The following is a 24,968-nucleotide window of genomic DNA, read 5'->3' as shown; positions in this document are numbered from 1 at the left end:
ACCATGTCCTCGTTGCAGACCCTGCTTGCTTCCCACCGCGCCGGCGCCAACGTCGGCCTGTACAGCGTCTGCTGCAGCAACGAGCAGGTGCTGCGCGCGGCCATGCACGTCGCCCTGGCGCATGGCACCGTGCTGCTGATCGAGGCCACCTCCAACCAGGTCGACCAGTTCGGCGGCTACACCGGCATGACCCCGCCGCAGTACCGCGACTACGTGGGCACGCTGGCCGACGAAGAAGGCTTCCCGCGCGAGCGGCTGATGCTGGGCGGCGACCACCTCGGCCCGAATGCCTGGCAGAAGCGCCCGGCGGCCGAAGCGATGACCCACGCGCGCGTGCTGATCGAGGCCTACGTCGCCGCCGGTTTCCACAAGATCCATCTGGATTGCAGCATGTCCTGCGCCGATGATCCGGTGCCGCTGCCCGATGCCATCGTCGCTGCGCGCTCGGCCGAGCTGGCCGAAATCGCCGAGCGCACCGCCGCCGAACATGGCCTGCCGCCGCCGGTCTACGTGATCGGTACCGAAGTGCCGATTCCCGGAGGCGAAGCCTCGCTGGCCGAGGGCCTGCAGGTGACCACGCCGGCTGCCGCCGCGCAGACCCTGGCCATCCACCGGCAGGCCTTCGATACCCCGCAGCTGCGCGATGCGTGGCAGCGTGTGATCGCGATGGTGGTGCAGCCGGGCGTGGACTTCGACCACAGCAGCGTGCACGAGTACGACGCCTCCGCTGCCAGTACGCTGGCCGATTTCCTCGAACAGCAGCCACGCATCGTGTTCGAAGCGCACTCCACCGACTACCAGCGCGAGAGCGGCCTGCATGCGCTGGTGCGCGACCACTTCGCCATCCTCAAGGTCGGCCCCGCGGCCACCTTCGCCTACCGCGAAGCGCTGTTCGCGCTGGCCGCGATCGAGGCCGAACTGCTGCCGGCGGCACAGTGCTCGCGCCTGCCGCAGGTGCTGGACGAGGTGATGGTGGCGCAGCCGAAGTACTGGCAGTCCTACTACCAGGGCGATGACGCCGCGCTGCGCCTGCTGCGCAGTTACTCCTTCAGCGACCGCTGCCGTTACTACTGGGGCGAGCCCGCGCTGGTGCAGGCGGTGCAGACCCTGTTCGCCAACCTGGAACAGCACGCGCCGTCACTGGTGCTGCTCAGCCAGTACCTGCCGGAGCAGTACCGCGCCGTGCGTGAGGGCACGCTGGCCAACACCCCCACCGCGCTGGTGCAGCACCGCATCGGCCTGTGCCTGGGCGAGTACGCGCGCGCCTGCAGCGCCAACCAGGCCGGAACCCGCACGCAGAACGCAGGTTCGGCTGCCGCAGTTGCTGCGAACGGCTAATCTCTACCTTTCCCCGCGAAACCGAGAATGGCCATGCGCAACACCCGCTCCCGCCGGCAACAGATCCTGCAGCTGCTGATCGAGCACGGCTCGGTGCAGGTGGCCGATCTGGTCGAGCGTTTCGGCGTGTCGGCGGTGACCATCCGTGCCGACCTGACCCACTTCGAGTCGCAGGGCCTGGCCAACCGCACCCACGGCGGCGCCACCCTGGTGCGCACGCCGCCGCAGGAACAGGACATCCATGAGAAGGACGCGCTGAACCTGCCGCTGAAGGAATCGATCGGTGCGCGCGCTGCGCGCCTGGTGCAGCCGGGCGACAACATCATCATCGATTCCGGCTCGACCACGATGACGCTGGCCCGCCACCTGCGCGCGCATCGCGACGTGACGGTGATGACCAATGGCCTGAACATCGCCTGGGAACTGGCCAATGCCGCGGGCATCACCGTGCTGCTGACCGGTGGCCTGCTGCGCCAGCAGTCGCTGTCGCTGCAGGGCAGCCAGGCCGAGGCCAGCCTCAACTCGTACAGCTTCGACACGCTGTTCCTGGGCGTGGACGGCCTGGACCTGCAGTTCGGCCTGACCACGCACGATGAGGCCGAGGCCCGCCTCAACCACCGCATGGTCGAGCGCGCGCGCCGCATCGTGGTGCTGACCGACGCCTCCAAGTTCGGCCGCGTCAGCCTGCACCGCATCGCCCGCCTCGACCAGATCCACGCCATCATCACCGACGCCGGCATCGACGACGCAACCCGCGAAGGGCTGCAGCGGCTGGGTATCGAAGTGATCATTGCCGAGCCTCCCGCATGACCGACATCCGTTCCCTGCATGGCCGCATCCTCACCCCGCTGGGCTGGCGGCGTGGCCAGGTCCACTTCGATTCACACGTGCGCCAGCTGCAGGTGGATGACCACAGTGGTGCTGACGACCTGCAGCTGCCGGTCATCCTGCCCGGCTTCATCGACCTGCATGTACACGGTGCGGCCGGGGTGGACCTGATGCAGGGCGGCGACGTGGCGCGCACCATCGCGCGCACCCATCTGCGCTTCGGCACCACCACGCTGCTGGCAACCACCATGACCGCCGGCCTGGATGAGATCGAGCATGCGCTGCAGGGCGTGGCTGCGGCGATGGCGGCGCCCGATGCCGACGCCGCCAGCATCGTCGGCGTGCATCTGGAAGGACCATTCATCAGCCCGCAGCGCCTGGGTGCACAGCCCAACCGTACGATCGAGGCGACGCTGGCGCTGGTGCGGCAACTGCACGCACTCGCGCCGATCCGGGTGATGACGCTGGCTCCGGAAATCGGCGGGCACACCGCACTGATTCCCGCGCTTTCGGCACTGGGCATCCGTGTGCAGCTTGGCCACAGCGCTGGCACTTACGAAGAAGGTGTTGCTGCGCTGCAGGCCGGGGCTTCCGGCTTCACCCATCTGTTCAACGGCATGACCGGCGTCGACCACTACCGGCCTGGCATCGCCGCGGCGGCGCTGGCACATGCGCAGTACGCCGAGATCATTCCCGACCTGCAGCACATCCATCCCGGCGTGATCCGTCTGGCCGCGCGCGCGATCCCGCGCCTGTATGCGGTGACCGACGCGACGGCCGCCACCGGCATGCCCGACGGCGAGTACGCGCTGGGCGAGCAGCGCGTGCACAAGTGCGGCGGCTGCGTGCGACTGGCGACCGGTTCACTGGCCGGCAGCGCGCTGACCATGGACCAGGCGCTGCGCAACCTGGTGCGCGTGGGTCTGGAGCTGGCCGACGCCTCGCAACGTGTTTCCACCTTCCCAGCCGACTACCTGGGCCTGGGCGATCGCGGCCGCATCGCGCCCGACGCCCGCGCCGACCTGGTGGTACTGGACGCCGAACTGCACCTGAAGCAGGTGGTGGTTGGCGGGCGCGTGATTGATCTGACCTGACGCAAGCGATGCGGCCCGGATGCCGCGCGGGCTCCCTGTAGAGCCGAGCCATGCTCGGCTCACCGCGCGAAGCGCGGCATGGGGAACCTCGATATCGGAACGGAAAGCAGCCGGGCATGGCTCGGCTCTACAGAATGCACTCTGCGACGAACCGCCGCCGGGCCTGGCCCGGCGCTACCACAGGAACTGCCGATGACTGCAAGCACCGCTCCACGCTGGCCCGTACGCTACCTGCTCTTCATCGGCGGCCTCGGTGGCCTGCTGTACGGCATCGACATCGGCATCATCGCCGGCGCCCTGCCCTATCTTGAAGCGACTGCCAGCCATGCCTGGCAGCTCAGCAGCCAGCAGCTCGGCTTCGTGGTGGCCGCGGTACTGCTGGGCAGCGTGCTGTCGTCGCTGTTCGCCGGCATGATCGCCGACCTGATCGGCCGTCGCGGCGCGATGCTGCTGGCCGGCCTGTTGTTCACTGCCTCGATTCCGATCATGGCACTGGCTTCCGGCTACACGCCGCTGCTGCTGGGGCGCCTGCTGCAGGGCATCAGTGGCGGTTTGATCGGTGTAGTGATTCCGCTGTACCTGGCCGAAGTGCTCAGCCCCGAGCGACGCGGGCGCGGCGCGGCAATGTTCCAGCTGCTGCTGACCATCGGCCTGGTGCTGGCCGCGCTGATCGGGCTGTACCACGCACATGCGGTGGATGCCGCCGCCGAGGCCGTGCGCTCGCTGCCGCTGGCACAGCAGGCGCAGGAGCTGTTCACGGTGAAGGACCACGCCTGGCGCACCATCTTCTGGACCTGCCTGGCGCCGGGCCTGCTGTTCTGCGCGGGCATCTTCTGGCTGTCCGAATCGCCACGCTGGCTGGTACGCCGGGGCCGCATCGATGAAGCCCGCCGCAGCCTGCAGCGCGTCCTGCCCGCTGCCGATGTGGAGCCCACCCTTGCGCAGATCCAGGCGCCGGAATCGAGCAGCAGCGACAGCAAGCGCGATCCACTGCTCAGCCGCCGCTACGTGGTGCCGTTCCTGCTCGCCTGCGTCGTGCTGGCCTGCACCCAGGCCACCGGCATCAACTCGGTGCTGGCGTACGCGGTGAACATCCTCAATCAGGCCGGCCTGTCCGGTTCAGTGGCCAACGGCGCCGACGTGGCGATCAAGCTGCTGAATGCGGTGATGACCGTGGTCGCGTTGCTGCTGGTCGACCGCAAGGGCCGCAAGTTCCTGCTGATGCTCGGCAGCGGTGGTATCTGCGTGGCCCTGCTGGCCGCGGCCACGCTGTTCTTCCAGGCCGAGCGCGGTCGCGCTGATGTGCAGCCGCAGTTGCAGGCGGCGGTCAGCGGCGACGGCCTGCAGCTGGTGCTGGATGACGCGCAGTGGCAACGCCTGAGCAATGGCATCGACAGCGAGGGCCGGCCGCTGCAGCTGACCGTGTCGTACGCCTACGGCGACTTCACCAATGTGCGCGCCGTGCGCAGCGACAACCTGATTGATCGCGAACTGCGTATCGACCGCACCGGCACCGTACAGCCAGACAGCGTGATCGGCGCATTCTTCCGCAAGTTGCATCTGAACCCGTTCGCCGACCCGGCCAGTGCCGCGCAGGCGCCGCTGCGCATCGAACAGGCCCGCATCGGCCCGGTGCCGCCGCCTGCACATGGCTGGGCGGTGGCCGCCTGCATCCTGGTATTCGTCGCGTTCTTCGCGGTCGGCCCCGGCGTGTGCGTGTGGCTGGCACTGTCGGAACTGATGCCGAACCGCATCCGCTCCAACGGCATGAGCATCGCACTGCTGATCAACCAGTTCGTGTCGACCACCATCGCCGCCATCTTCCTGCCCACGGTGGGCCACTACGGCTACGCCAGCATGTTCGTGTTCTGGGCGGCGTGCACCTTCGTGTTCTTCCTGGTAGCCGCGTTCTGGCTGCCGGAGACCAAGGGCAAGTCACTGGAGGAGATCGAGGCACGGTTCGCCCGGTAGCAGTCGACCTTGGTCGACCTCCGCGCGCAACGCGTTGGTGTTGGCGCGCCCGTCACTGACCGGTGATGTGCTTCGCCAACGCCTGCGCCTCGGCAATGCTCGGCAGCCCGCTCAGCATCATCGATTCACCGAACGGGCCTTTCACCGTCGCCACCATCAGCACGCGGCCATCCACACTGATCGCTGCTCGCTGGCCCACCAGTGCTGCCGTGCCATCGTGGATGCGCTGGTGCGCTTCGGGTCGATAGCGGATCTGCAGGCCAGGTTGCTTGGCCTCATCCAGCACGTAGCGCACGTCGGCAATGTCGGTGCTGCCGGCAATCGGCGGCTCGCGCAAGGCCAGGGTTTCGCCTTGCCATTGCGCCTGCCGGCCCTTGCCGTCCGCATCGACCGCGCTCAGGCGTACATCCACACCCGCGCGCGGTACGTGTCCCTCGACCGCCTGCACCGCGGGCGTGGCACCCGGCGTGCATCCGGCCACGGCCAGTGCCGCGCCCAGCAACAACACAAGCGCCGTTCTCACTTCAGCTTCCGCAGCTTGAACGCCACCAGCACCTGCAGCAGGCCGTACAGCAGGCTGCCAATGCCGATCCACAGCGTGGTCACCGCCACGCCCGCGTACGGGTTGGCCGCGAACAGGAGGCCCAGCACCACCGCCAGCACGCCGCTGAGAATCAGCAGCCACTCACCCTGGATCTGCTTGCGCACGCGGATCGCGAACACGATGCGATAGATGCCTGCCACCAGCAGCCACGCCGCCAGGAACAGCACCAGCACGCTGGCGGTGGCCAGCGGATTGATCACCGCCAGGATGCCGAAACCCAGCGAGGCGATGGCATACAGTGCCAGCCAGCCACGCGACGCGCCGCTGCCGCCGCTGACCAGTGCGAACAGGCTGATGACGCCTTCAACGATGGCCATCACGCCCAGCGTCCACGCCAATGCCATGGCGGCGGACAGCGGCCAGCCGATGGCGATGATGCCGAAGCCCAGCGCGACCAGCCCATACAGCAGCAGGATCCACCAGCTGCGACCCACCGCCGACAACAAGGGAGACAAGGGGGAATTCATGACCACTCCTTCGATCCGGAACCGGCCACATCCTATCCCCTGGCGATGAAGACAGCGATCACGGCACCCGCGCGCACACCCATACCCGCACCTCTTCGGCGCCCACGCAGCGCAGGGTTTCGGCAATCTCCATCACCGTACTGCCGGTGGTCATCACGTCGTCAACCACGGTCAATCGGGGTGGCACCGGACCGCGTACATCAAACGCATCGAACAGGTTTTCCCTGCGCTGCTCGGCCGTGCGTTCTGACTGTGGCGCCGTATGCCGCCGCCGGTACAGCCCATGCCAGACCGGCATCGGCAGCAACCGGCACAGTTCGGCGGCCTGGTTGTAGCCGCGCTGGCGCAGGCGCCGGCGGTGCAGCGGCACCGGCACCAGCGGTGGGCATGACCAGGGCGGTGGTGCGCGCTGCATCAACTGCGCCAGCAGGCGACCAGCCGCCAGGTCCTGATGGAACTTGTAGCGCACCAGCAGTTGGTCCACTGGCGGCAGGTACAACAGGCTGGCATGGGTGGCCGTCTGCGGTGGCGCTTCCTCGCGGCAGCTGCCGCAGTCGATCAGGGCGGCGTCCGGCAACGGCAGCGCGCAACGCAGGCAGGCGCGGCCGGCCCAGGGGAGTCCGGCGAGGCAGGCGCGGCACAGGTCGAGATCATCATGGCCCGGATCGCCGCATACCAGGCAGCGCAGTGGCAGCAGCACGCGAAGCGCCGCCTGCAGGAGGCGAGTGGACTTGAACAGGACCGGCATGCACTACAGCGTGATCGCACCCCGGCCCTGGGGCCATCAGACGCTCGCCCTTCAACCCGTAGGCATCCTTACCCGTTTACGGATCACTTCACCTCGTGGGCGCCGGCGCGGCATCCACCCGCGTGCGGTACACCATGTACGGCGCCTGCCGCCGATCAACGCCACCATTGAAGCCGGCCTGTCGATGCAGCTGGTTGGTGGTGAAGTACAGATAGCCATCCGGCCCCATCGACAACGTATCCGGCCACAAGATGCGCGAGTCGTGAACCACAGTCGTCCATCGCCCCTGCGCGTCACGGGCATGGATGGCGTTGTGCTCGTAGTCGCTGGCATACAACCGCCCGTTGGCGTCCATCTCCATGCCATCGGAGGCGCCCTTGTCGCCGAGGTCGACCACCGCAGCCGCCAGTTCCGCTTCACTCACCTTCGGATCGCGCAGCAGCGCGGTCGGCACGCTGTACAGATGACGGCTGGACAGGGGTGTGTAGAACAGCGTGGCGCCATCGGGCGACAGGGCGATGCCATCGGCGGCCACGGTGAACGGCTGCGTCGAACCATCCGCGTTGCGCAGCCGCATCTGCTGCCCTTCCACGATCGGCACGAAGGCGGCATCGGCCGAGGTGGATACGTGGCCGACCAGTCGCTTGGACGCGGCGCCAGTGGCGAGGTCGATCACGATGATGCCGCCGATACCGCTCAGCGACGAGTCGGTCACGTAGGCCACGCCCTCGCGGCCAACACGGAAATCGAAGCGCACATCGTTGACATAGGTGCGCGCGTCGATGACGTTGGCCGGGAACACCAGCGTCTTGGCCACGGTGTTGGTGGCAAGGTCGATCGCCACCAGTTTGGCACCGCCGGCCTGTGGCGCAGAGAACCCGGGCGCGGCGGTATCCAGCACCCACAACCGGCCCTGGCCATCGGCCACCACGCTCTGCACGCTGATGAAATGGGCCGCCGGATCGGGACCATCCTTGCGGTTGATGCGCGCATCCGGATAGGGCACGGCGCGGCCGTCGCGCCATTCGGCCACGCTGTAGCTCACGTCATCGCCCCAGCGCGGGAAGTTGACGAAGATGCGCCCGGTTTCTGATACCGCCACGCTGGTGGGCATGGCACCTTCGAAACGCGCCACCGGTTCGAGGGTACCGATGCTGCGCTCGCTGGGCAGCAGGGGCGCGCCGGACATCGCCAGCGCGGGAGAACTGGCCAGGGCCAGGACGGCAGCCGCCAGGCGGCGGATACGGCAGTTGATCATGATCGCGCTCTCGATGCAGGTCCGGGTGCAGCCCCGGCGTCGACGCATCTTCTGTGCCGCGCGTGGCATCGGGTAGACGGTGCAACGCGGAATCAGCTTCACTGCTGGAGTGAAGATGGAGGGCTGATTGATCGCGTTGATTGAAGCAATGATCGTTGTCTATCCGTTGCGTGCCTGCCTTGCGGCAAACCCGCTCAAGAAATCTCAACGGCTGCCAACGCGGTTTCGAACCTGTGCTGGCCCTCTTCACCCCACCAGGGAACGGTCATCACGCCACCCCGCCGCTGCAACTGGTGCAGAAGGAGCAGGAAGGCCTGGACCTCCCGCTGGCCCCATGACGCTCCCATGCGGTAATCGAGCGTCAACCCATGGCGCATGACGAGCACACCCAGTTCTGGCAGAAGAACGCCGCCGCAGGCAATGTCTGCAAGGCCGACATGGAAGGGTTCCACTTCGTCCTGGAGAACGCGTCGCGCGTCGCCCGGTCCCATGAACGGCTGACCAAGATCTTCCGCACGGTGCCAGAGCTGCACGCTTCGAGAACCCGCGACGCGGGCGCCGCAGGCAAACAGATAGGCGAACGCATCGGCCGTTCCGGCGGCCTCACGGTACGCGAGCTCCACTTCCGGAAGCGAGCCATCATCGGTCACGAAGTAGCACCGTAACGTCGCCAACACCTCCTCTGGGAGGAGAATTGCTGCTCCAGGCTGCATTGCTCCTAGTCATCTCCATTTTCGCGGGTGCGGGAGGTTCGCACAACAGGCGCCTCGACAGCCACATCTTCAGCCGTGCTCGGCGCCATCAACAACTCCGCCAAACCGCGGTAGATCGGTACCCTGCACACCAGCCCGGACACGCCGCGTGCGATCAGCACCGTGGCCAGGATCGGCAGCAGCAGATCACCACTGTCGGTCAGCTCCAGCGAGATCACCGCCGAGGTCAGCGGGGCCTGGGTGACGCCGGTCAGGTAGGCGCACATGCCAAGCAGCACGAACGCGCGCGGGTCCACGCCCGGCATCAGTACGGCCAGGTTGTGGCCAAGGCCGGCACCGACCGCCAGCGCCGGCGAGAACAGGCCGCCGGGAATACCGGCTACGTACGATGCGAGGTTCGCCAGCAGCTTCATCAACCCGAACTCGTGGCCGACCAGCGCCTGCCCCTGCACCAGGCTGCGCGCTTGTTCGTAACCGGTGCCGAACGCGCCTTCTCCGAACGCCAGGGCCAGCAGCACCACCACCAGCCCGCAGCCTGCGGCCAGCAACACGGGATGCCGCTGCCGTAGTTGCCCGAGCCAACGGGGGCGGCCCGCCGCACTGGCCAGCACCGCGCGCGCGAACAATCCGCCCAGCAATCCGGCCACTACGCCACACAGCAGGATCGCCAGCCAGCCCTGGCCGAGCGGCAGGCGTGCGCTCACATGGCCGAAGTAGGTGTAGTTGCCCAGCAGGCCCAGCGACACCACGCCGCCGACGATCACCGCGGTCAGCAGGGTGCCGGAGAACCGATGCTCGAAACGGCCGCTGAGCTCCTCGATGGCGAAGACGATACCGGCCAGCGGCGTGTTGAACGCCGCCGCAATGCCCGCTGCACCCCCAGCCAGCAGGAAGTGCGAGAGCTCGCGTGGATCCTTGAAGCCGAACCAGCGGCCGAACAGATACATCAGGCTTGCGCCTACATGCACGGTCGGGCCCTCGCGGCCAACGGACGCGCCACCGAGCAGCGACAACGACGTCAGCAGCAGCTTGCCGGCTGAGACCGCAGGCGAAAGATTCGTCTTCCGGAAGGGCTCATCGGGCTTGTCCAACGCAGCGATGACCTGCGGAATGCCGCTGCCCCGCGTGGGTTTCAGCACGCCGGAAGTGAGCCAGGCCAGCAGCGCGAAGATGCCCGGCGTGAGCAGCAGGGCCCACCACGGCGAGTGCGAGGTGATGCGCTGGAACAGATGGAAGGCCGCATCGCTGGCCTTGGCAAACAGGATGGCCACCAGCGCTACGGCCACAGCGCCGCCCCAGAGCGCGGCACGGCGGCGCCAGGCTTCGCTGATAACCAGCGCGGTGATGCGGCCGCGGAGGCGATGGAGATCGGTCATGGGAAAGAGTCTGCGCGCCAGCGCTTGCGTCGGGCAGCGGCCACTGTGGCCGGAGGCCTTGCAGGATGCGGTGAAATGCGGCGCATTCCTCGCTGTAGGACACGCCAATAATTGGTAAACCATATCAGTCAATAAATAGTTGACAGCCCTCCCCACCCCACCCACACTGCCGCCCTCGCTCCACTCGTACCCAAGGTCCGCCATGGCTGCTGCCATCCGCCACGACTGGCAACACGACGAACTGCAGGCCCTGTTCGACCTGCCGTTGCCCGAGCTGCTGTTCCGCGCCGCGGCGGTCCACCGTGAGCACTTCGACCCGGCGCAGGTGCAGGTCTCCACGCTGCTGTCGGTGAAGACCGGAGGCTGCCCGGAAGACTGCGCGTACTGCCCGCAGGCGCAGCGCTACAGCACCGGCGTGAACGCGCAGAAGCTGATGGACACCGATGCGGTGCTGGCCAAGGCCCGCCAGGCCAAGGCCGCCGGTGCGTCGCGTTTCTGCATGGGCGCCGCGTGGCGTTCACCGAAGGACCGCGACATTCCCAAGGTGGCGGCGATGATCGCCGGGGTGAAGGCGCTGGGCCTGGAGACCTGCGCCACGCTGGGCATGCTCAGTGGCGAACAGGCACGTGCGCTGAAGGACGCCGGCCTGGACTACTACAACCACAATCTCGACACCGCGCCGGACTACTACGATTCGATCATCCACACGCGCCAGTACCAGGACCGCCTGGACACGCTGGAGCACGTGCGCGAGGCCGGCCTGAAGACCTGCTGCGGCGGCATTGTCGGCATGGGCGAGACGCGCGCGCAGCGCGTCGGCCTGCTGCTGGCGCTGGCCACGCTGCCGGCGCATCCCGATTCGGTGCCGATCAACAGGCTGGTGCAGGTGGCGGGCACCCCGCTGCATGGCAGTGCCGAGCTGGACCCGTTCGAGTTCGTGCGCATGATCGCAGTGGCGCGCATCGCCATGCCGCGCTCGATGGTGCGGCTGTCGGCCGGGCGCGAAGCCATGAGTGACGAACTGCAGGCGCTGTGCTTCGTGGCCGGTGCCAACTCGATCTTCTACGGCGACAAGCTGCTGACCACCGGTAACCCGGAGAGCGAGCGCGACCTGGCCCTGTTCGCGCGGTTGGGCCTGCAACCGATGGCGATGCAGGTGGACGCCGAGGGCCACGACCACGGTGGCACCGTGCACGCCGATATCAGCGCCGAAGCGCCCGGCTGTGGCTGTGCTCACGCGGCCTGAGACAGGCCGCAAGCAGGCGTCGCGGCAACGCGCTACCCTAGCCGCCCCGTCGCCGCATTCAGCCGCCATGGCCCGCCCCGACCTGACCGCCCGCCTCCACGCCCAGCGCGCCCTGCGCGATGCCCAGGGCCGTCGCCGCACGCGGCGCACGGTCAACCGTCGTGATGGCGTCCGCCTGGAAGTGGACGGCCAGTGGCTGACTGGCTTCTGCAGCAATGATTACCTGGGCCTGGCCCAGCAGTTCAGCGTGGTCAATGCGCTGCAGGATGCCGCCGCACGCGAAGGCACCGGCGCCGGTGCATCGCACCTGGTCTGCGGCCACCACGCCCTGCATGACGCACTGGAGCGCGAAGTGGCGGAGTGGCTGGGCTACCCGCGCGCGCTGCTGTTCGGTAGTGGCTTCGCCGCCAACCTGGCCGTGCAGCAGGCACTGCTGAGCGAAGAGAGTGATGTCTGCGTGCAGGACAAGCTCAACCACGCCAGCCTCTTGGATGCGACGCGGCTGGCCGGTGCGCGCCTGCGCCGTTATCCGCACCTTGATGCCGAAGGCGCGATGCGCCAGCTCAAGCATGCGCCTGACGGTGCGGCGATGCTGGCCACCGATGGTGTCTTCAGCATGGATGGCGACATCGCACCGCTGCGTGCATTGTCGCTTGTGGCACGCCTGCAGCAGGCGCTGTTCTATGTGGACGATGCGCACGGCGTAGGCGTGATCGGTGACGGCCGTGGTGCCGTGGCCGCCGCCGGGCTGGGTGTGGACGATGTGCCGCTGCAGCTGGTCACGCTGGGCAAGGCACTGGGCGGTTCCGGCGCGCTGGTGCTGGGCCGCGACGATCTGGTCGAGCACCTGGCCGAAACCGCACGCCCCTACATCTACACCACGGCGATGCCGCCACTGCTGGCCGCCGCTGCACTGGAAGCGGTGCGCCTGGCACGCCGTGACAACTGGCGCCGCTCGAAACTGACCGACCTGATCGCGCTGTTCCGCAGCGAGGCACGCCGCCATGGCCTGGACCTGATGGCTTCGGAAACGCCGATCCAGCCGCTGCTGTGTGGTGACGATCATCGCGCTGTGGCGATGTCCAAGGCACTGGAACAGGCCGGTTGGCTGGTCGGTGCGATCCGTCCGCCCACGGTGCCCGAAGGCAAGGCGCGCCTGCGTGTCACCCTGTCCGCCCTGCACACGCCGGAACAGGTGCGTGGCCTGGTGGACGCGATCGCCAGCGCGCGCGATCGCGTGGATCTGGCGGTGCGTGACGCCGTGCCACCGCCGTTGCCTGTCTTTGCCTGAGCCTGCTGTCGTTTTCCCATGCATATCGACGTCACCGGCCAGGGGCCGGACCTGGTACTGATCCATGGCTGGGCCCTGCAGGGCGGTGTGTTCGCACCGTTGGTGCAGCGCCTGGCCGAGCGGTTCACCCTGCATCTGGTTGATCTGCCGGGCCATGGCCACAGCCGCGAAGACACCACACCGTTGCGCCTGCCATTCGTGGTCAACGCCATTGCCGCGGCCACGCCGCCGGCGGTGTGGTGCGGCTGGTCACTGGGCGGCCTGTTCGCACTGCACGCCGCCGCGACGCTTCCGAAGGTGCGCGGGCTGGCGATGATCGCGGCCACGCCGCGCTTCGTGCGCGGCGACGACTGGCCGCATGCGGTGGAGCCGGCGGTGTTCGAGCAGTTCGGGCGCGAGCTGGCGACCGATTTCGGTGGCACCCTGGAACGCTTCCTGGCGCTGGATGTGATGGGCTCGGCGCACGCCCGCGAGGAGCTGCGCACGCTGCGCCAGCGCCTGGTCGAGCGCGGCGCGCCCACCGAACGCGCTCTGCTGGAAGGCCTGCGCCTGCTGGAAAGCACCGACCTGCGCGGCGCACTGCCGACGCTGGCCAGGCCCAGCCTGTGGATCGCCGGCCAGCGCGACCGGCTGGTGTCTCCGGCGGCGATGCAGGCCGCTGCGGCATTGGCCCCGGGTGCGCAGGCACTGACCATCGCCCATGGCGGCCACGCGCCCTTCCTCGGCCATGCCGACGAAGTGGCCGCCGCCCTGCAACACTTCGTTGCCGGCCTGTCACCGGCCGATGGCGGACAATGAGCGCCTTCCTCATTCCACGGGATTGACGCATGGATCTGGGTATCAACGGCCGCTGGGCATTGGTCTGCGGCGCAAGCAAGGGCTTGGGCCTGGGCTGCGCGCGTGCGCTGGTGCGCGAGGGCGTCAACGTGGTGATCGTGGCCCGTGGCGAGGAGGCACTGCAGGTTGCCGCCGCAGAGCTGAGCGCCCTGCCCGGTGCCGCTGAGGTGCGCGCGGTCGCCGCCGACGTCACCACCGACGCCGGTCGTGCCGCGGCGCTGGCCGCATGCCCGCAGGTGGACATCCTGGTCACCAATGCCGGTGGCCCGCCACCGGGCGACTTCCGCAATTTCGAACGCGACGACTGGATTGCCGCGCTGGACGCCAACATGCTGGCGCCGATCGCGCTGATCCGCGCCACCGTGGACGCAATGATCGCGCGTGGCTTCGGCCGCATCGTCAACATCACCTCGTCGGCGGTGAAGGCCCCGATCGACATCCTGGCGCTGTCCAACGGTGCACGCAGCGGCCTGACCGGGTTCGTCGCCGGCCTGTCGCGCCGCACCGTGGCGCACAACGTCACGATCAACAACCTGCTGCCCGGCCAGTTCGACACCGACCGCCTGCGCGCCAACTTCGCCCACACTGCGGGCAAGGACGGCGATGCCGGCGAAGTGGCCGAACGCCGCCGCCAGCAGATTCCCGCCGGCCGCTTCGGCACGGCGGACGAGTTCGGCGCCGCCTGCGCCTTCCTGTGCAGCGCACACGCCGGTTACCTCACCGGGCAGAACCTGCTGATCGACGGCGGCGCCTACCCCGGTACGTTCTAAGAGACTTTCGCAATGCCGTCCCACTTCGATGCCCGCCATGTCCGACGCGCGTTCGCCCGCGCCGCCACCAGCTACGACGCCGCCGCCGCCCTGCAGCGCGAGGTGCAGGCGCGGCTGGTGGAATCGCTGGACTACCTGGAAGCACGCAAGCCCGAGGTGGTGCTGGACATTGGCGCCGGCACCGGCCACGCCAGTGCGCTGATGAAGAAGCGCTGGCCGAAGGCGCAGGTGATCGCGCTGGACGTGGCACTGCCGATGCTGGACCAGGCCAAGCGCCAGGCCGGTTGGTGGAAGCCGTTCCAGCGCCTGTGCGGCGACGCCGCCGCGCTGCCGCTGGCCGACAACAGCGTGGACGTGATCTTCAGCAACCTGTGCCTGCAGTGGGTGGACGACCTGCCGGCGGTGTTCGCCGGATTTCGTCGGGTGCTCAAGCCCGGTGGCCTGCTGCTGTGCTCCACCTTCGGCCCGGACACGCTGGTCGAGCTCAACGAAGCCTTCGCGGCCGCCGATGACCGCCCGCACGTGAGCCGCTTTGCGCAGATCGCCCAGTTCGGCGATGCGTTGATGATGGCCGGCTTCCGCGACCCGGTGCTGGACCGCGATCTGTTCACCCTGACCTACGACGACCTGCCCTCGTTGATGCGCGAGCTGCGCGCGATGGGCGCGACCAATGCGCGGGTGGATCGCCGCCACACGCTGACCGGGCGTGGCCGTTTCGCTGCGGCGGCAGCGGCGTATGAACCGATGCGGCGCGCCGACGGCAAGCTGCCCAGCAGCTGGGAAGTGATCTATGCCCATGCCTGGGCACCGGACCCGGGCGCACCGATCCGCGAAGGCGGGCATGACGTGGCCTCAGTGCCGGTGTCGGCGATTCCGATCCGGCGCAAGCAGACCTGATCGAAAGCCGCCGGGCATGGCCCGGCGCTACCGGGCGCGCGATAGGGGCCGCGCCGGGTGCACCAATGGTAGCGCCGGGCCATGCCCGGCGAGCGCAGCGGCGCGGCAGCCGCTTAGGTATTGGCCGGCGAACTCAGCGGCGGCCGCACCAGGTCGCGGTGGAAGAAGTAGATTTCCTGCACCAGGAAGCGCCAGCTGGTGTGGAAGCTGCGGAAGCGCGTGCTGGGCGTGGACGAGGCCAGTGCATCGATGCCCAGCGCCTTGCTCAGGCGCAGCGCGCGCGCCATGTGCAGCGGGTCGCTGACGATGATCACCCGGTGCAGGTTGCGCTGGTCCATCAGCCGCTTGGCTTCCACCAGGTTCTGCACGGTGTTGCGCGAGGCAGTCTCGATCAGGATCGCATCGTCCGGCACGCCGTGCTTGAGCGCATAGCGCCGCGCCACCTGTGACTCGGAAAAGCGCGCGCCGGTACCACCATAGCCGCCGGTGAAGATCAGCAGTGGCGCGAACTGGGCCTCATAGAGATCCAGCCCATGACGGATGCGTTCTTCGAATACCGGCGACGGCTTGGCGTCATAGGCCGCCGCACCGAGCACGATGATGGCGTCGGCCTTGGCCGCCTGGTCACGCTCGCCGACCCAGACGATCCAGGCAGTCACGCCCAGCAGCCAGATCACCAGCAGGACGAACAACCGCCACAGCCAGCCCAGCAGGCCAGTGCGATGCCGGTGCCGGTCGCGGCTCACGGCGCCCCCCAGCGCAGTGCGGGCAGGTCGACGTTGCCGCCGGACAGCACCAGGCCCACGCGCAGGCCGGCAAAACGCTGCGGCTGCGCCAGCACCGCGGCGAGCACGGTCGCCGATGACGGCTCGACCACCTGCTTGAGGACCTCCCACAGCAAGCGCATCGCCGCCATCGTCGCCGCGTCATCGACCACGATCACCTCGGCGTTGGCCGCGCGCAGCAGCTCGAAGTTGGGCGCGCCGATCAGGGTGCGCAGACCGTCGCAGATCGTGTCCGGGGTGAACGGCCCCTGGCACTCGCCAGCGGCCAACGAGCGCGCGGTGTCGTCCGCGCCGGCCGGCTCGGCCAGCACCAGCCGGGTCTGCGGGCTGGCGAGCTGCAGGGCCCGCGCGGTACCGCTGGCCAGGCCACCGCCGCCCACCGGTACCACCAGCACGTCGAACGGGCCGTCGCTGTGCAGCAGCTCCAGTGCTGCGGTGCCCTGCCCGGCCATCACCGCCAGGTCCGCATAGGGATGGACCAGAGTCGCGCCGGTATCAGCCTGTACTTTGGCGCAGGTGGCCTCGCGGTCGGCGATGGTCGGCGGGCAGCGCCAGAGCGTGGCGCCATGGCGGGCGATGTTGGCCAGCTTGGCTGCCACTGCACCTTCGGGCACCACCACGTGGCAGGGAATGCCACGGGTGCGCGCGGCCAGGGCCAGGGCGGCGCCGTGGTTGCCGGAGGAATGGGTGACCACGCCGGCGCCGGCGCGATCGGCATCCAGCGACCACACCGCATTGCAGGCGCCGCGGAACTTGAATGCGCCACCGCGCTGCAGATGCTCGGCCTTGAACGCCAGCTGCGCGCCGGCCAGCGCATCGAGCGTGCGCGAGCGCAGCACCGGGGTCACGCTGGCGTGCGGCGCGATCCGCGCAGCGGCAGCCAGGACATCATCGGCACGGGGCAACAGTGAATCGCTCATGACGCAAGATTAACGTATGGCTCCCTGCTGGCGACCCCGGCACAGGTCATGCCAGCATGGCAGCCTTCACCTCCATTCATCCTGGACAGTGAAGTTAAGGGCCGATTCAACGCCTGCGCATGAAGCTCCCTGTACAACCCGTCCTCTGGGGGGACCCACCATGAAAACGCGCCTGATGCTTGCCGGTGGCCTGATGCTGGCCCTGACCGGCTGCACCACCTACGACTATGTCGGCGGTGGCCGCAGCGGCAGCTACTACCACGGTGCGCCGTCGGTGGAGTACCGCTACCCCGCCGGCTATCCCTACAACTACGGCTACCCGTACTACGGCGGCTATGGCGGCTACTACGGCGGCTATGGCAATCCGTATTACTCGCGCCCGATCTACCGCCCGCCGCACAACCACCGCCCGCCACCGCGCCCACCCGGCAACGGCGGCGAGAACCGCCCGCCACCGCCGTCGCGGCCGTCGTACAACGGCGGTTCGCCGTGGCGGAACATGGACTCGATGCGCCGGCCGCCGCAATCGAACATCCAGCCCTCTGCGCCCCCGCCGCCGGCCCGTCCGGCTCCGGCGCCGAGTGCGCCAAGAATGAACGGTTCCCCCTGGCGCAACATGGATCGTGGGACGCAGCGCACAGTTGAGCGTTGAACCGTCTTGCATTTCACACGGTCCAAGCCGCACTCTACGGGGCCAGTGACGGCCCGCGTCACAAAGTGACAAAAACGACACGGGCCGCCGCAAAAAGCTCTACGTCGATATCCGACAGGAACATCTGGATCCCCCCTGTTCCGGCCCTGTCGGATGTCGGCACCTCTGAAGGCAGACGGCCCCGCAGTGCGGGGCCGTTTGTTTTTGGGGCACGTTGTTCTGGTGCCGCCGCCACGGCATCCACGCATGGCGTGGATCTACCCAAGGCCCGACATCAGTAGATCCACACCATGCGTGGATGGAGCTCTCCCGATTGCCTCCAGAAAAAAACAGGGCCGGGCAGTCCCCCGACTGCCGGCCCCCTGCTCCCCCACCGTGCGCCTGTACCGGCCCCTGTTCCAATTCCGGTCACGGGCGCCTGCGGCGCCAGCCACGGTGGGTGCTATTGGGTTATCTGCAAAAATCCTGCCAACTTTAGGGCTGATTTCGACGGGAGCCGGCCGGCGCCGACGTCCCAGCCCCGAATGGCGCTAAAATCGCCACCCCGGTGCCGCCCCGGCCGCGCCCGCCCCCAGCTGAACAGCCCCATGAACCCGTCCTTCCATCGTTACGACGTCATCGTCATCGGCGGTGGCCACGCCGGCACCGAAGCCGCGCTGGCCGCGGCCCGTACCGGCGTGCGCACCCTGCTGCTGACCCACAACATCGAAACAGTGGGCGCGATGAGCTGCAACCCGGCCATCGGCGGCATCGGCAAGGGCCATCTGGTCAAGGAAATCGACGCCCTGGGCGGTGCGATGGCGCATGCCGCCGACCGCGCCGGCATCCAGTGGCGCACGCTCAACGCCTCCAAGGGCCCGGCCGTACGCGCCACCCGCTGCCAGGCCGACCGCAACCTGTATCGCATGGCGATCCGCGCCATCGTCGAAGGCCAGGCCAACCTGACCGTGTTCCAGGCCGCCGTCGATGACCTGGTCATTGAAGGCGACGCCGTGCGCGGGGTCATTACCCAGACCGGCCTGCGCTTCGACGCCGGGGCCGTGGTGCTGACCGCCGGCACCTTCCTGGCCGGCAAGATCCATGTCGGCCCGACCCAGTACGCCGCCGGCCGCATGGGCGACCCGCCGGCTACCACGCTGGCGGCGCGCCTGCGCGAGCGTCCGTTCCAGGTCGACCGCCTGAAGACCGGCACGCCGCCGCGCATCGATGGCCGCTCGCTGGACTACAGCGTGATGGACGAGCAGCCGGGTGATTCGCCGCGGCCGGTGATGTCCTTCCTCGGCTCGGTGGACGAGCATCCGCAGCAGGTCAGCTGCTGGATCACCCACACCACCGAGCAGACCCACCAGATCATCCGCGACGCGCTGCACCGCTCGCCGCTGTACAGCGGCCAGATCGAAGGCATCGGCCCGCGCTACTGCCCGTCCATCGAAGACAAGGTGGTGCGCTTCGCCGAAAAGGCCAGCCACCAGATCTTCGTCGAACCCGAAGGCCTGGGTATCGTCGAGATCTACCCCAACGGCATTTCCACCTCGCTGCCGTTCGACGTGCAGCTGGAGATGGTGCGCAGCATCCGTGGCTTCGAGAACGCGCACATCACCCGCCCGGGCTACGCCATCGAGTACGACTTCTTCGATCCGCGCGGGCTGAAGGCTTCGCTGGAGACCAAGCTGGTCAACGGCCTGTTCTTCGCCGGCCAGATCAACGGCACCACCGGCTATGAGGAGGCCGCCGCGCAGGGCCTGCTGGCCGGCCTCAACGCCGCACGCCAGGTGCGTGGGCTGGACGGTTGGTGCCCGCGCCGCGACGAGGCCTACCTGGGCGTGCTCGTGGATGACCTGATCACCCACGGCACCAACGAGCCGTACCGCATGTTCACCAGCCGCGCCGAGTACCGGCTGCAGCTGCGCGAGGACAATGCTGACCAGCGCCTGACCCCGACCGGCCGCGAGATGGGCCTGGTGGATGATCGTCGCTGGGGTGCGTTCGAGACCAAGCAGGCCGCTGTTGCTGCCGAGCGCGCACGCCTGGGCGCGCTGTGGGCAACCCCGGCCAATGCGCTGGGCCGCGAAGTACAGGACACGCTGGGCGTGGCGGTCAGCCGCGAGACCAACGTGCTGGACCTGATCAAGCGCCCCGGGCTGGATTACGCGCAGCTGATGCAGGTGCCATCGCTGGGGCCGGCCGTGGCCGACGCCAAGGTGGCCGAGCAGGTGGAGATCGGCGTGAAGTACGCCGGCTACCTGGACCGCCAGCGCGAGGAGATCGAGCGCCAGCAGCGGCATGAGGCCACGCCGATCGCCGAGGCGTTCGACTACGCGACCGTGCGCGGGCTGTCGGCCGAAGCACTGCAGAAACTGGAGCGGGTGCGCCCGCAGACCATCGGCCAGGCGCAGCGTATCCCGGGCATGACCCCGGCAGCGATCTCACTGCTGCTGGTGCACCTGGAGCGCGCGCGGCGCGGCCGCGTGGCGTAACGCGGGACCTTCCGCTGCTGGTGGGTGCCGACCTTGGCCGGCACGAATCATCCGATAGCGATGCTCCGTGCATGTGTGCCGACCAAGGTCGGCACCCACCGGAGCGGAACACGCACCCACCTTGGCGAACGCGCTACCGTGCGTCGGCCCCGCCGCCCAGCACCTTGAACAACGTCACCCGGTTTCCCGCTTCCTGCTGCTGCAGCGCGATCAGGTCCTGCTGTGCGGCAAACAGGCTGCGCTGCGCATCCAGTGCCTGCAGATAACCGTCCAGCCCGGTGCGGTAACGCGCATCGGCCAGCGTGTAGCTGCGCTGGCTGGCGGCCACCAGCGCGCGCTGTGCGTCCATCTGCACGGTCAGGTGATCGCGCGTGGCCAGCGCATCGGCTACTTCACTGAAGGCCTGCTGGATCGCTTTCTCGTACTGCGCAATGCCGATGTCCTTGCCGATCTTCGAGGCATCCAGCGAGGCCTTCAGCGCACCGGCGTGGAAGATCGGCGCGGTGATGCTGGGCGCGAACGACCAGCCACGGGTGCCGGCCGAGAACAGCGTCGACAACGCGGTGGAGCTGTGGCCGTAGTTGGCGGTCAAGGTCAGCGTCGGGAAGAATGCGGCGCGCGCGGCACCGATATCGGCATTGGCCGCCTGTAGTGCGTGTTCGGCGGACAACACGTCCGGGCGCTGCAGCAGCACGCTGGACGGCAGGTTGGCCGGCAGCGGCGCCAGTGTCACGCTGCCATCCAGCGCCTGCGCAGTTGGCAGCAGGGCCGCATCCAGCGGCGCCCCCACCAGCAACTGCAATGCATCCCGATCCTGCGCCTGCTGCGTCTGCAGCTTGGCCAGCGCACCGCGCGCGGCTTCGACGCTGGTCTGTACCTGCGACAGGTCCAGGCCCGAGGCCAGGCCCTGGGCGTGGCGGGCCTCGGTGCGCTGCAGGGTCTGCTGCTGGCTGTCCAGGGTCTTCCGGGTGAACGCCAGTGACTGCTCGTCCGCTGCCAGCGCCAGCCACGCCGTGGCCACTTCGGCTACCAGGCTGGTGCGCGCGGCGCGCTGGTTCTCGGCGCTGGCCAGCCAGTTCTGCAGGGCCTCGTTCTTCAGGCTGCGGATGCGTCCGAACAGATCCAGTTCCCAACTGCTGATACCCAGCTGCACGGCATCGGATTCAGTCACTTGGGTGGCACCGGTCTCGCTGTTGGCATCACTCACCCGCAAGCGGGTGACACTGCCGCTGGCATCCACCGACGGCAGCAGCGCCGCGCGCTGGATGCGGTACTGCGCCCGCTCCTTCTCCACCTGCAGCATGGCCACGCGCAGGTCGCGGTTGTTCTGCAGCGCCAGCGCGATCACCTGCTGCAGGCGCGGCTCAAGGAAGACTTCGCGCCAGGCTGGCGCCGCCAGTGCTGGCTCGGCCTCGCCCGTGGCGGCATTGCCGAATTGTGCCGGCACCGGTGCCTCGGGCCGCTGGTAATGCGGCGCCATGCTCACGCAACCACCCAGCACCGTGGTGATCATTGCGGCCGCCAGGGCGCGCAGCAGCATCGGCCTCATGGGCTTGCCTCCGGGGCCGCGGCGTGGGCCGGCGCGCGGCCCGGGAACAGGCGGCGCACCAGCAGGTAGAACAACGGCACGAAGAACATGCCCAGCACCATCGAGGCGACCGTGCCGCCGGCCACGCCGGTACCCAGCGAGCGGCGCGCGGCCGAGCCGGCGCCGGTGGCGAACACCAGCGGCAGCACGCCCATCAGGAACGCCAGCGAGGTCATCACGATCGGCCGCAGGCGCAGATAGACGGCCTGCAGGATCGCCTCGCGGGTGTTCCTGCCCTGCTGTTCAAGGATGCGCGCGAACTCGACGATCAGGATGCCGTTCTTGGCCGCCAGGCCAATCGTGGTCAGCAGGCCGACCTGGAAGTACACGTCATTGTTGAGGCCACGCAGGTTCATCATCAGCACCGCACCAAACACGCCCACCGGCACCGCCAGCATCACCGCGAGCGGCACCGCCCAGCTTTCATACAGCGCGGCCAGGCACAGGAACACGAACAGCAGCGAGATGGCGTACAGCATTGGCGCCTGGTTGCCCGACAGCTGTTCCTGGTAGGCCATGTCCGACCAGGCATGGCTGAAGCCTTCCGGCAGTTTGTCGGCCAGGCGCGCGATCTCGGCCATCGCCTCGCCGGAACTGACGCCGGGCGCGGGCTGGCCGGTGATCTCCATCGCCGAGATGCCGTTGTAGCGTTGCAGCGCGGCCGGCGCGCTGGACCAGTGCGCGCTGACCAGCGACGACAGCGGCACCATCTGCCCAGCCTGGTTGCGCACGCTCCAGCGCTCGATGTCCTGCGGCTGCATGCGCGCGTCGGCCGTGCCCTGGATGAACACCTTCTTGATGCGGCCCTTGTAGATGAAGTTGTTGACGAAGTCGCCACCCAAGGCCGCATTCAAGGTGTCATTGATGTCCTGCGGATTCACGCCCATCGCCTGCGCCTTGGCGTCGTCCACCTTCACTGCATACACCGGCGCGTCTTCCAGGCTGGCGTAGCGCACGTTGACCAGCTTCGGATCCCTGGCGGCCTCCTTCAGCAGCGTGTTGCGCGCGGCCACGGCGGCGGCATGGCCGGCGCCGCCTTCGTCCTGCAGTTCCAGGGTGAAACCGCCCGCATCGCCCAGGCCAAGGATGGCCGGTGGCGAGGTGATGAACACCTGCGCATCGGGCACGCTGGCCATGGCCGCAGTCAACCGCGCGGCAATGGTGTCGGCGTCATCCTTGCGGTCATCCCAGTCCTTCAGGCGGATGAACGCCTGGCCGACGTTCTGGCCGCTGCCGGTGACACTGAAACCAGCGGTGGCCTGGATCGACAGCACGCCGTCGTCCTTCACCGCCGCCACACTGAGGCGGTCCATCACGGCACGCGTCTGCTCCAGGGTGGACCCGGCCGGCAGCTTCACCAGCGCGTTGAGCATGCCCTGGTCTTCATCGGGCAGGAACGCGCCCGGCAGGTGCCACAGCAGCAGGCCGGTGGCCACGCTCAGCACCAGGTAGAACAGGACGCCCAGCGTGCGCCGGCCAAGGAAGCCATCCACCCGGCGACGCAGGCCGTTGGACGTGCGCTCGAAGCGATGGTTGAACCAGATGAAGAACTTGCCCAGCAGGCCCGGCTCGCCGCCGTGGTCGCCATGCGGATGGCCGCCCTTGGGAATCGGGTGCAGGATGCTGCCGCACAGCGCCGGGGTGATGGTCATCGCCACCAGCACCGACAGGATCATCGCGGCGGCGATCGTCACCGAGAACTGGCGATAGATCACGCCGGTGACACCGCTGAAGAACGCCATCGGCAGGAACACCGCGGTCAGCACCAGCACGATGCCCACCAGCGCGCCGGTGATCTGGCCCATCGCCTTCAGCGTGGCCGGCTTCGGCGCCAGCCCTTCGAAGGTCATCACCCGTTCCACGTTCTCCACCACCACGATGGCATCGTCCACCAGCAGGCCGATGGCCAGCACCAGTGCGAACATGGTCAGCGTGTTGATCGAATAGCCAAATGCCGCCAACACGCCGAAGGTGCCCAGCAGCACTACCGGCACTGCGATGGTCGGGATCAGCGTGGCCCGCCAATTCTGCAGGAACAGGTACATCACCAGCACCACCAGGATGATGGCTTCGATCAGGGTGATCACCACTTCCTTCAGCGAAATGGTCACAAATGGCGTGGTGGTGAACGCCACGTGGTAGCTGTAGCCGTGCGGCCAGTACTTCTGCAACTGCTGCAGGCGGGTCTCGATGGCCTTGGACACGGCGATGGCGTTAGCACCGGCATTGAGTTCGATACCCAGCGATGCAGACGGCTTGCCGTTGAAGGTGCTGATGCTGTCGTAGCTTTCCGGGCCCAGGCCGATCTTCGCCACGTCACCCAGGTGCACCACGCTGCCATTGGCATCGGCCTTGAGCACCACCTGCGCGAACTGCTCGGGCGTGTGCAGGCGGCTGCGTGCGGTGACCGTGGCGTCCAGCTGCTGGCCCTTCAGTGCCGGCTGGCCACCCAGCTCACCGGCCGAGACGTCGGTGTTCTGCGCCTGCAGTGCGGTCTCGATGTCCGACGGCATCAGCGCGTACTGGCGCATCTTCTCCGGGTCCAGCCAGATGCGCATGGCGTATTCCTGGCCGATCGGCTGGATGTTGCCGACACCACTGACGCGGCTGATCTGGTCGTCGATGCGCGCCTCCATGAAGTTGGCGACATCGAAGTTGTCCATGCTGCCGTCTTCGCTGGTGAACGACAGCACCTCGAAGATCGAACCACTGGACTTGGTGATGGTCAGGCCGTTCTGCTGCACCGCCTGCGGCAGCGTCGCCATCGCCGCCTGCAGCTGGTTCTGCACCTGCACCTGCGCGGTGTCCGGATTGGTGCCGGTGGCAAACACCAGGTTGACCTGCGCCGAGCCATCGGAGGCGCTGGTGGAGGTCATGTACATCAGGTGGTCCAGGCTCTGCTGGGACTGCTCGATGACCTGGGTGACCGCGTTTTCCACGGTCTGCGACGAGGCACCGGTGTAGGTGGCGCGGATGGTGATGGTGGGTGGGGCGATCTGCGGATAGCGGTCCACCGGCAGGATCAGGATCGCGAGCAGGCCGAGCAGGCTGACCGCGATGGCGATCACCCAGGCGAAGATCGGCCGGTCGATGAAGAAACGAACCATG

General features: G+C 68.2%; 21 protein-coding genes. 11 read left to right on the top strand and 10 right to left on the bottom strand.

Annotated elements, in window-relative coordinates:
* Positions 1-3 precede the first annotated feature (3 nt).
* The 4 genes from AC2A1N_RS02915 (at position 4) to AC2A1N_RS02900 (ending at position 5,231) form a co-directional block, all read left to right on the top strand.
* Entirely contained in the window at positions 4-1,338 is a 1,335-nt protein-coding gene (locus AC2A1N_RS02915; protein ID WP_484371452.1) for a D-tagatose-bisphosphate aldolase, class II, non-catalytic subunit, read from the top strand.
* A 33-nt stretch (positions 1,339-1,371) separates the two neighbouring features.
* The gene (locus AC2A1N_RS02910; protein ID WP_049417055.1) at positions 1,372-2,148 is read left to right on the top strand and encodes a DeoR family transcriptional regulator; all 777 of its coding nucleotides are present in this window, start codon (positions 1,372-1,374) and stop codon (positions 2,146-2,148) included.
* A complete protein-coding gene (nagA, locus tag AC2A1N_RS02905) occupies positions 2,145-3,260 on the top strand; it encodes an N-acetylglucosamine-6-phosphate deacetylase (RefSeq protein WP_242890663.1) in 1,116 nt (371 codons plus the stop codon). Before AC2A1N_RS02910 ends, nagA begins: the two co-directional genes overlap by 4 nt.
* A 192-nt stretch (positions 3,261-3,452) precedes the next feature.
* Complete coding sequence (locus AC2A1N_RS02900; RefSeq protein WP_484371450.1) at positions 3,453-5,231, top strand: MFS transporter; 1,779 nt, start codon at positions 3,453-3,455, stop codon at positions 5,229-5,231.
* A gap of 52 nt (positions 5,232-5,283) precedes the next feature.
* Here AC2A1N_RS02900 and AC2A1N_RS02895 read toward each other — a convergent pair whose 3' ends face one another.
* The 6 genes from AC2A1N_RS02895 to AC2A1N_RS02870 form a co-directional block, all read right to left on the bottom strand.
* Positions 5,284-5,754 (bottom strand): SecDF P1 head subdomain-containing protein, encoded by a 471-nt coding sequence (locus AC2A1N_RS02895; RefSeq protein ID WP_242890648.1) that lies wholly within the window; start codon positions 5,752-5,754, stop codon positions 5,284-5,286.
* Positions 5,751-6,302, bottom strand: coding sequence for an HdeD family acid-resistance protein (locus AC2A1N_RS02890; RefSeq protein WP_049400854.1), 552 nt, complete (start codon positions 6,300-6,302; stop codon positions 5,751-5,753). Before AC2A1N_RS02890 ends, AC2A1N_RS02895 begins: the two co-directional genes overlap by 4 nt.
* A gap of 58 nt (positions 6,303-6,360) precedes the next feature.
* Entirely contained in the window at positions 6,361-7,050 is a 690-nt protein-coding gene (locus AC2A1N_RS02885) for a ComF family protein (protein WP_242890645.1), read from the bottom strand.
* Positions 7,051-7,138: 88 nt separating this feature from the next.
* Entirely contained in the window at positions 7,139-8,308 is a 1,170-nt protein-coding gene (locus tag AC2A1N_RS02880; RefSeq protein ID WP_134968765.1) for an L-dopachrome tautomerase-related protein, read from the bottom strand.
* Between the two features lie 194 nt (positions 8,309-8,502).
* On the bottom strand, positions 8,503-8,958 hold the full coding sequence (locus AC2A1N_RS02875; RefSeq protein WP_157804459.1) for a hypothetical protein: 456 nt from the start codon (positions 8,956-8,958) through the stop codon (positions 8,503-8,505).
* Positions 8,959-9,026: 68 nt separating this feature from the next.
* Complete coding sequence (locus AC2A1N_RS02870; RefSeq protein ID WP_242890642.1) at positions 9,027-10,397, bottom strand: chloride channel protein; 1,371 nt, start codon at positions 10,395-10,397, stop codon at positions 9,027-9,029.
* A gap of 202 nt (positions 10,398-10,599) precedes the next feature.
* Between AC2A1N_RS02870 and bioB the strand changes: the two genes are divergently transcribed.
* The 5 genes from bioB to bioC all read left to right on the top strand — a co-directional run bounded on the left by bioB (position 10,600) and on the right by bioC (position 15,438).
* A complete protein-coding gene (bioB, locus tag AC2A1N_RS02865) occupies positions 10,600-11,643 on the top strand; it encodes a biotin synthase BioB (protein ID WP_061479030.1) in 1,044 nt (347 codons plus the stop codon).
* 67 nt (positions 11,644-11,710) lie between these two features.
* A complete protein-coding gene (bioF, locus tag AC2A1N_RS02860; RefSeq protein ID WP_134968767.1) occupies positions 11,711-12,934 on the top strand; it encodes an 8-amino-7-oxononanoate synthase in 1,224 nt (407 codons plus the stop codon).
* Between the two features lie 18 nt (positions 12,935-12,952).
* A complete protein-coding gene (gene bioH / locus AC2A1N_RS02855; protein ID WP_242890631.1) occupies positions 12,953-13,732 on the top strand; it encodes a pimeloyl-ACP methyl ester esterase BioH in 780 nt (259 codons plus the stop codon).
* Positions 13,733-13,761: 29 nt separating this feature from the next.
* Positions 13,762-14,541: an SDR family oxidoreductase gene (locus AC2A1N_RS02850; RefSeq protein ID WP_231352378.1), complete on the top strand. Its 780-nt coding sequence runs from the start codon at positions 13,762-13,764 to the stop codon at positions 14,539-14,541.
* A 12-nt stretch (positions 14,542-14,553) separates the two neighbouring features.
* Positions 14,554-15,438 carry a malonyl-ACP O-methyltransferase BioC gene (bioC, locus tag AC2A1N_RS02845; protein ID WP_188241434.1) on the top strand — a complete coding sequence of 295 codons (885 nt, stop codon included), beginning with the start codon at positions 14,554-14,556 and terminating at the stop codon, positions 15,436-15,438.
* 113 nt (positions 15,439-15,551) lie between these two features.
* Here bioC and AC2A1N_RS02840 read toward each other — a convergent pair whose 3' ends face one another.
* Both AC2A1N_RS02840 and AC2A1N_RS02835 read right to left on the bottom strand, forming a co-directional pair.
* Entirely contained in the window at positions 15,552-16,196 is a 645-nt protein-coding gene (locus AC2A1N_RS02840; RefSeq protein WP_194442065.1) for a YdcF family protein, read from the bottom strand.
* Complete coding sequence (locus AC2A1N_RS02835; RefSeq protein WP_242890620.1) at positions 16,181-17,143, bottom strand: pyridoxal-phosphate dependent enzyme; 963 nt, start codon at positions 17,141-17,143, stop codon at positions 16,181-16,183. Before AC2A1N_RS02835 ends, AC2A1N_RS02840 begins: the two co-directional genes overlap by 16 nt.
* A gap of 160 nt (positions 17,144-17,303) precedes the next feature.
* On the opposite strand from AC2A1N_RS02835, the gene AC2A1N_RS02830 reads away from it, so the two are divergent.
* On the top strand, positions 17,304-17,795 hold the full coding sequence (locus AC2A1N_RS02830; protein ID WP_049415731.1) for a hypothetical protein: 492 nt from the start codon (positions 17,304-17,306) through the stop codon (positions 17,793-17,795).
* Between the two features lie 587 nt (positions 17,796-18,382).
* Positions 18,383-20,272: a tRNA uridine-5-carboxymethylaminomethyl(34) synthesis enzyme MnmG gene (gene mnmG / locus AC2A1N_RS02825; RefSeq protein WP_242890618.1), complete on the top strand. Its 1,890-nt coding sequence runs from the start codon at positions 18,383-18,385 to the stop codon at positions 20,270-20,272.
* Positions 20,273-20,405: 133 nt separating this feature from the next.
* Here mnmG and smeC read toward each other — a convergent pair whose 3' ends face one another.
* Together smeC and smeB are read right to left on the bottom strand one after the other, a co-directional pair.
* Positions 20,406-21,821, bottom strand: coding sequence for a multidrug efflux transporter outer membrane subunit SmeC (smeC, locus tag AC2A1N_RS02820; RefSeq protein WP_242890605.1), 1,416 nt, complete (start codon positions 21,819-21,821; stop codon positions 20,406-20,408).
* On the bottom strand, positions 21,818-24,967 hold the full coding sequence (gene smeB, locus AC2A1N_RS02815) for a multidrug efflux RND transporter permease subunit SmeB (RefSeq protein ID WP_242890593.1): 3,150 nt from the start codon (positions 24,965-24,967) through the stop codon (positions 21,818-21,820). The genes smeC and smeB overlap by 4 nt, the downstream gene beginning before the upstream one ends.
* Position 24,968: the final 1 nt, after the last annotated feature.

Source organism: Stenotrophomonas maltophilia group sp. SKK55 (genome assembly GCF_057179845.1).
This window is presented reverse-complemented; position numbering and strand designations above follow the sequence as displayed.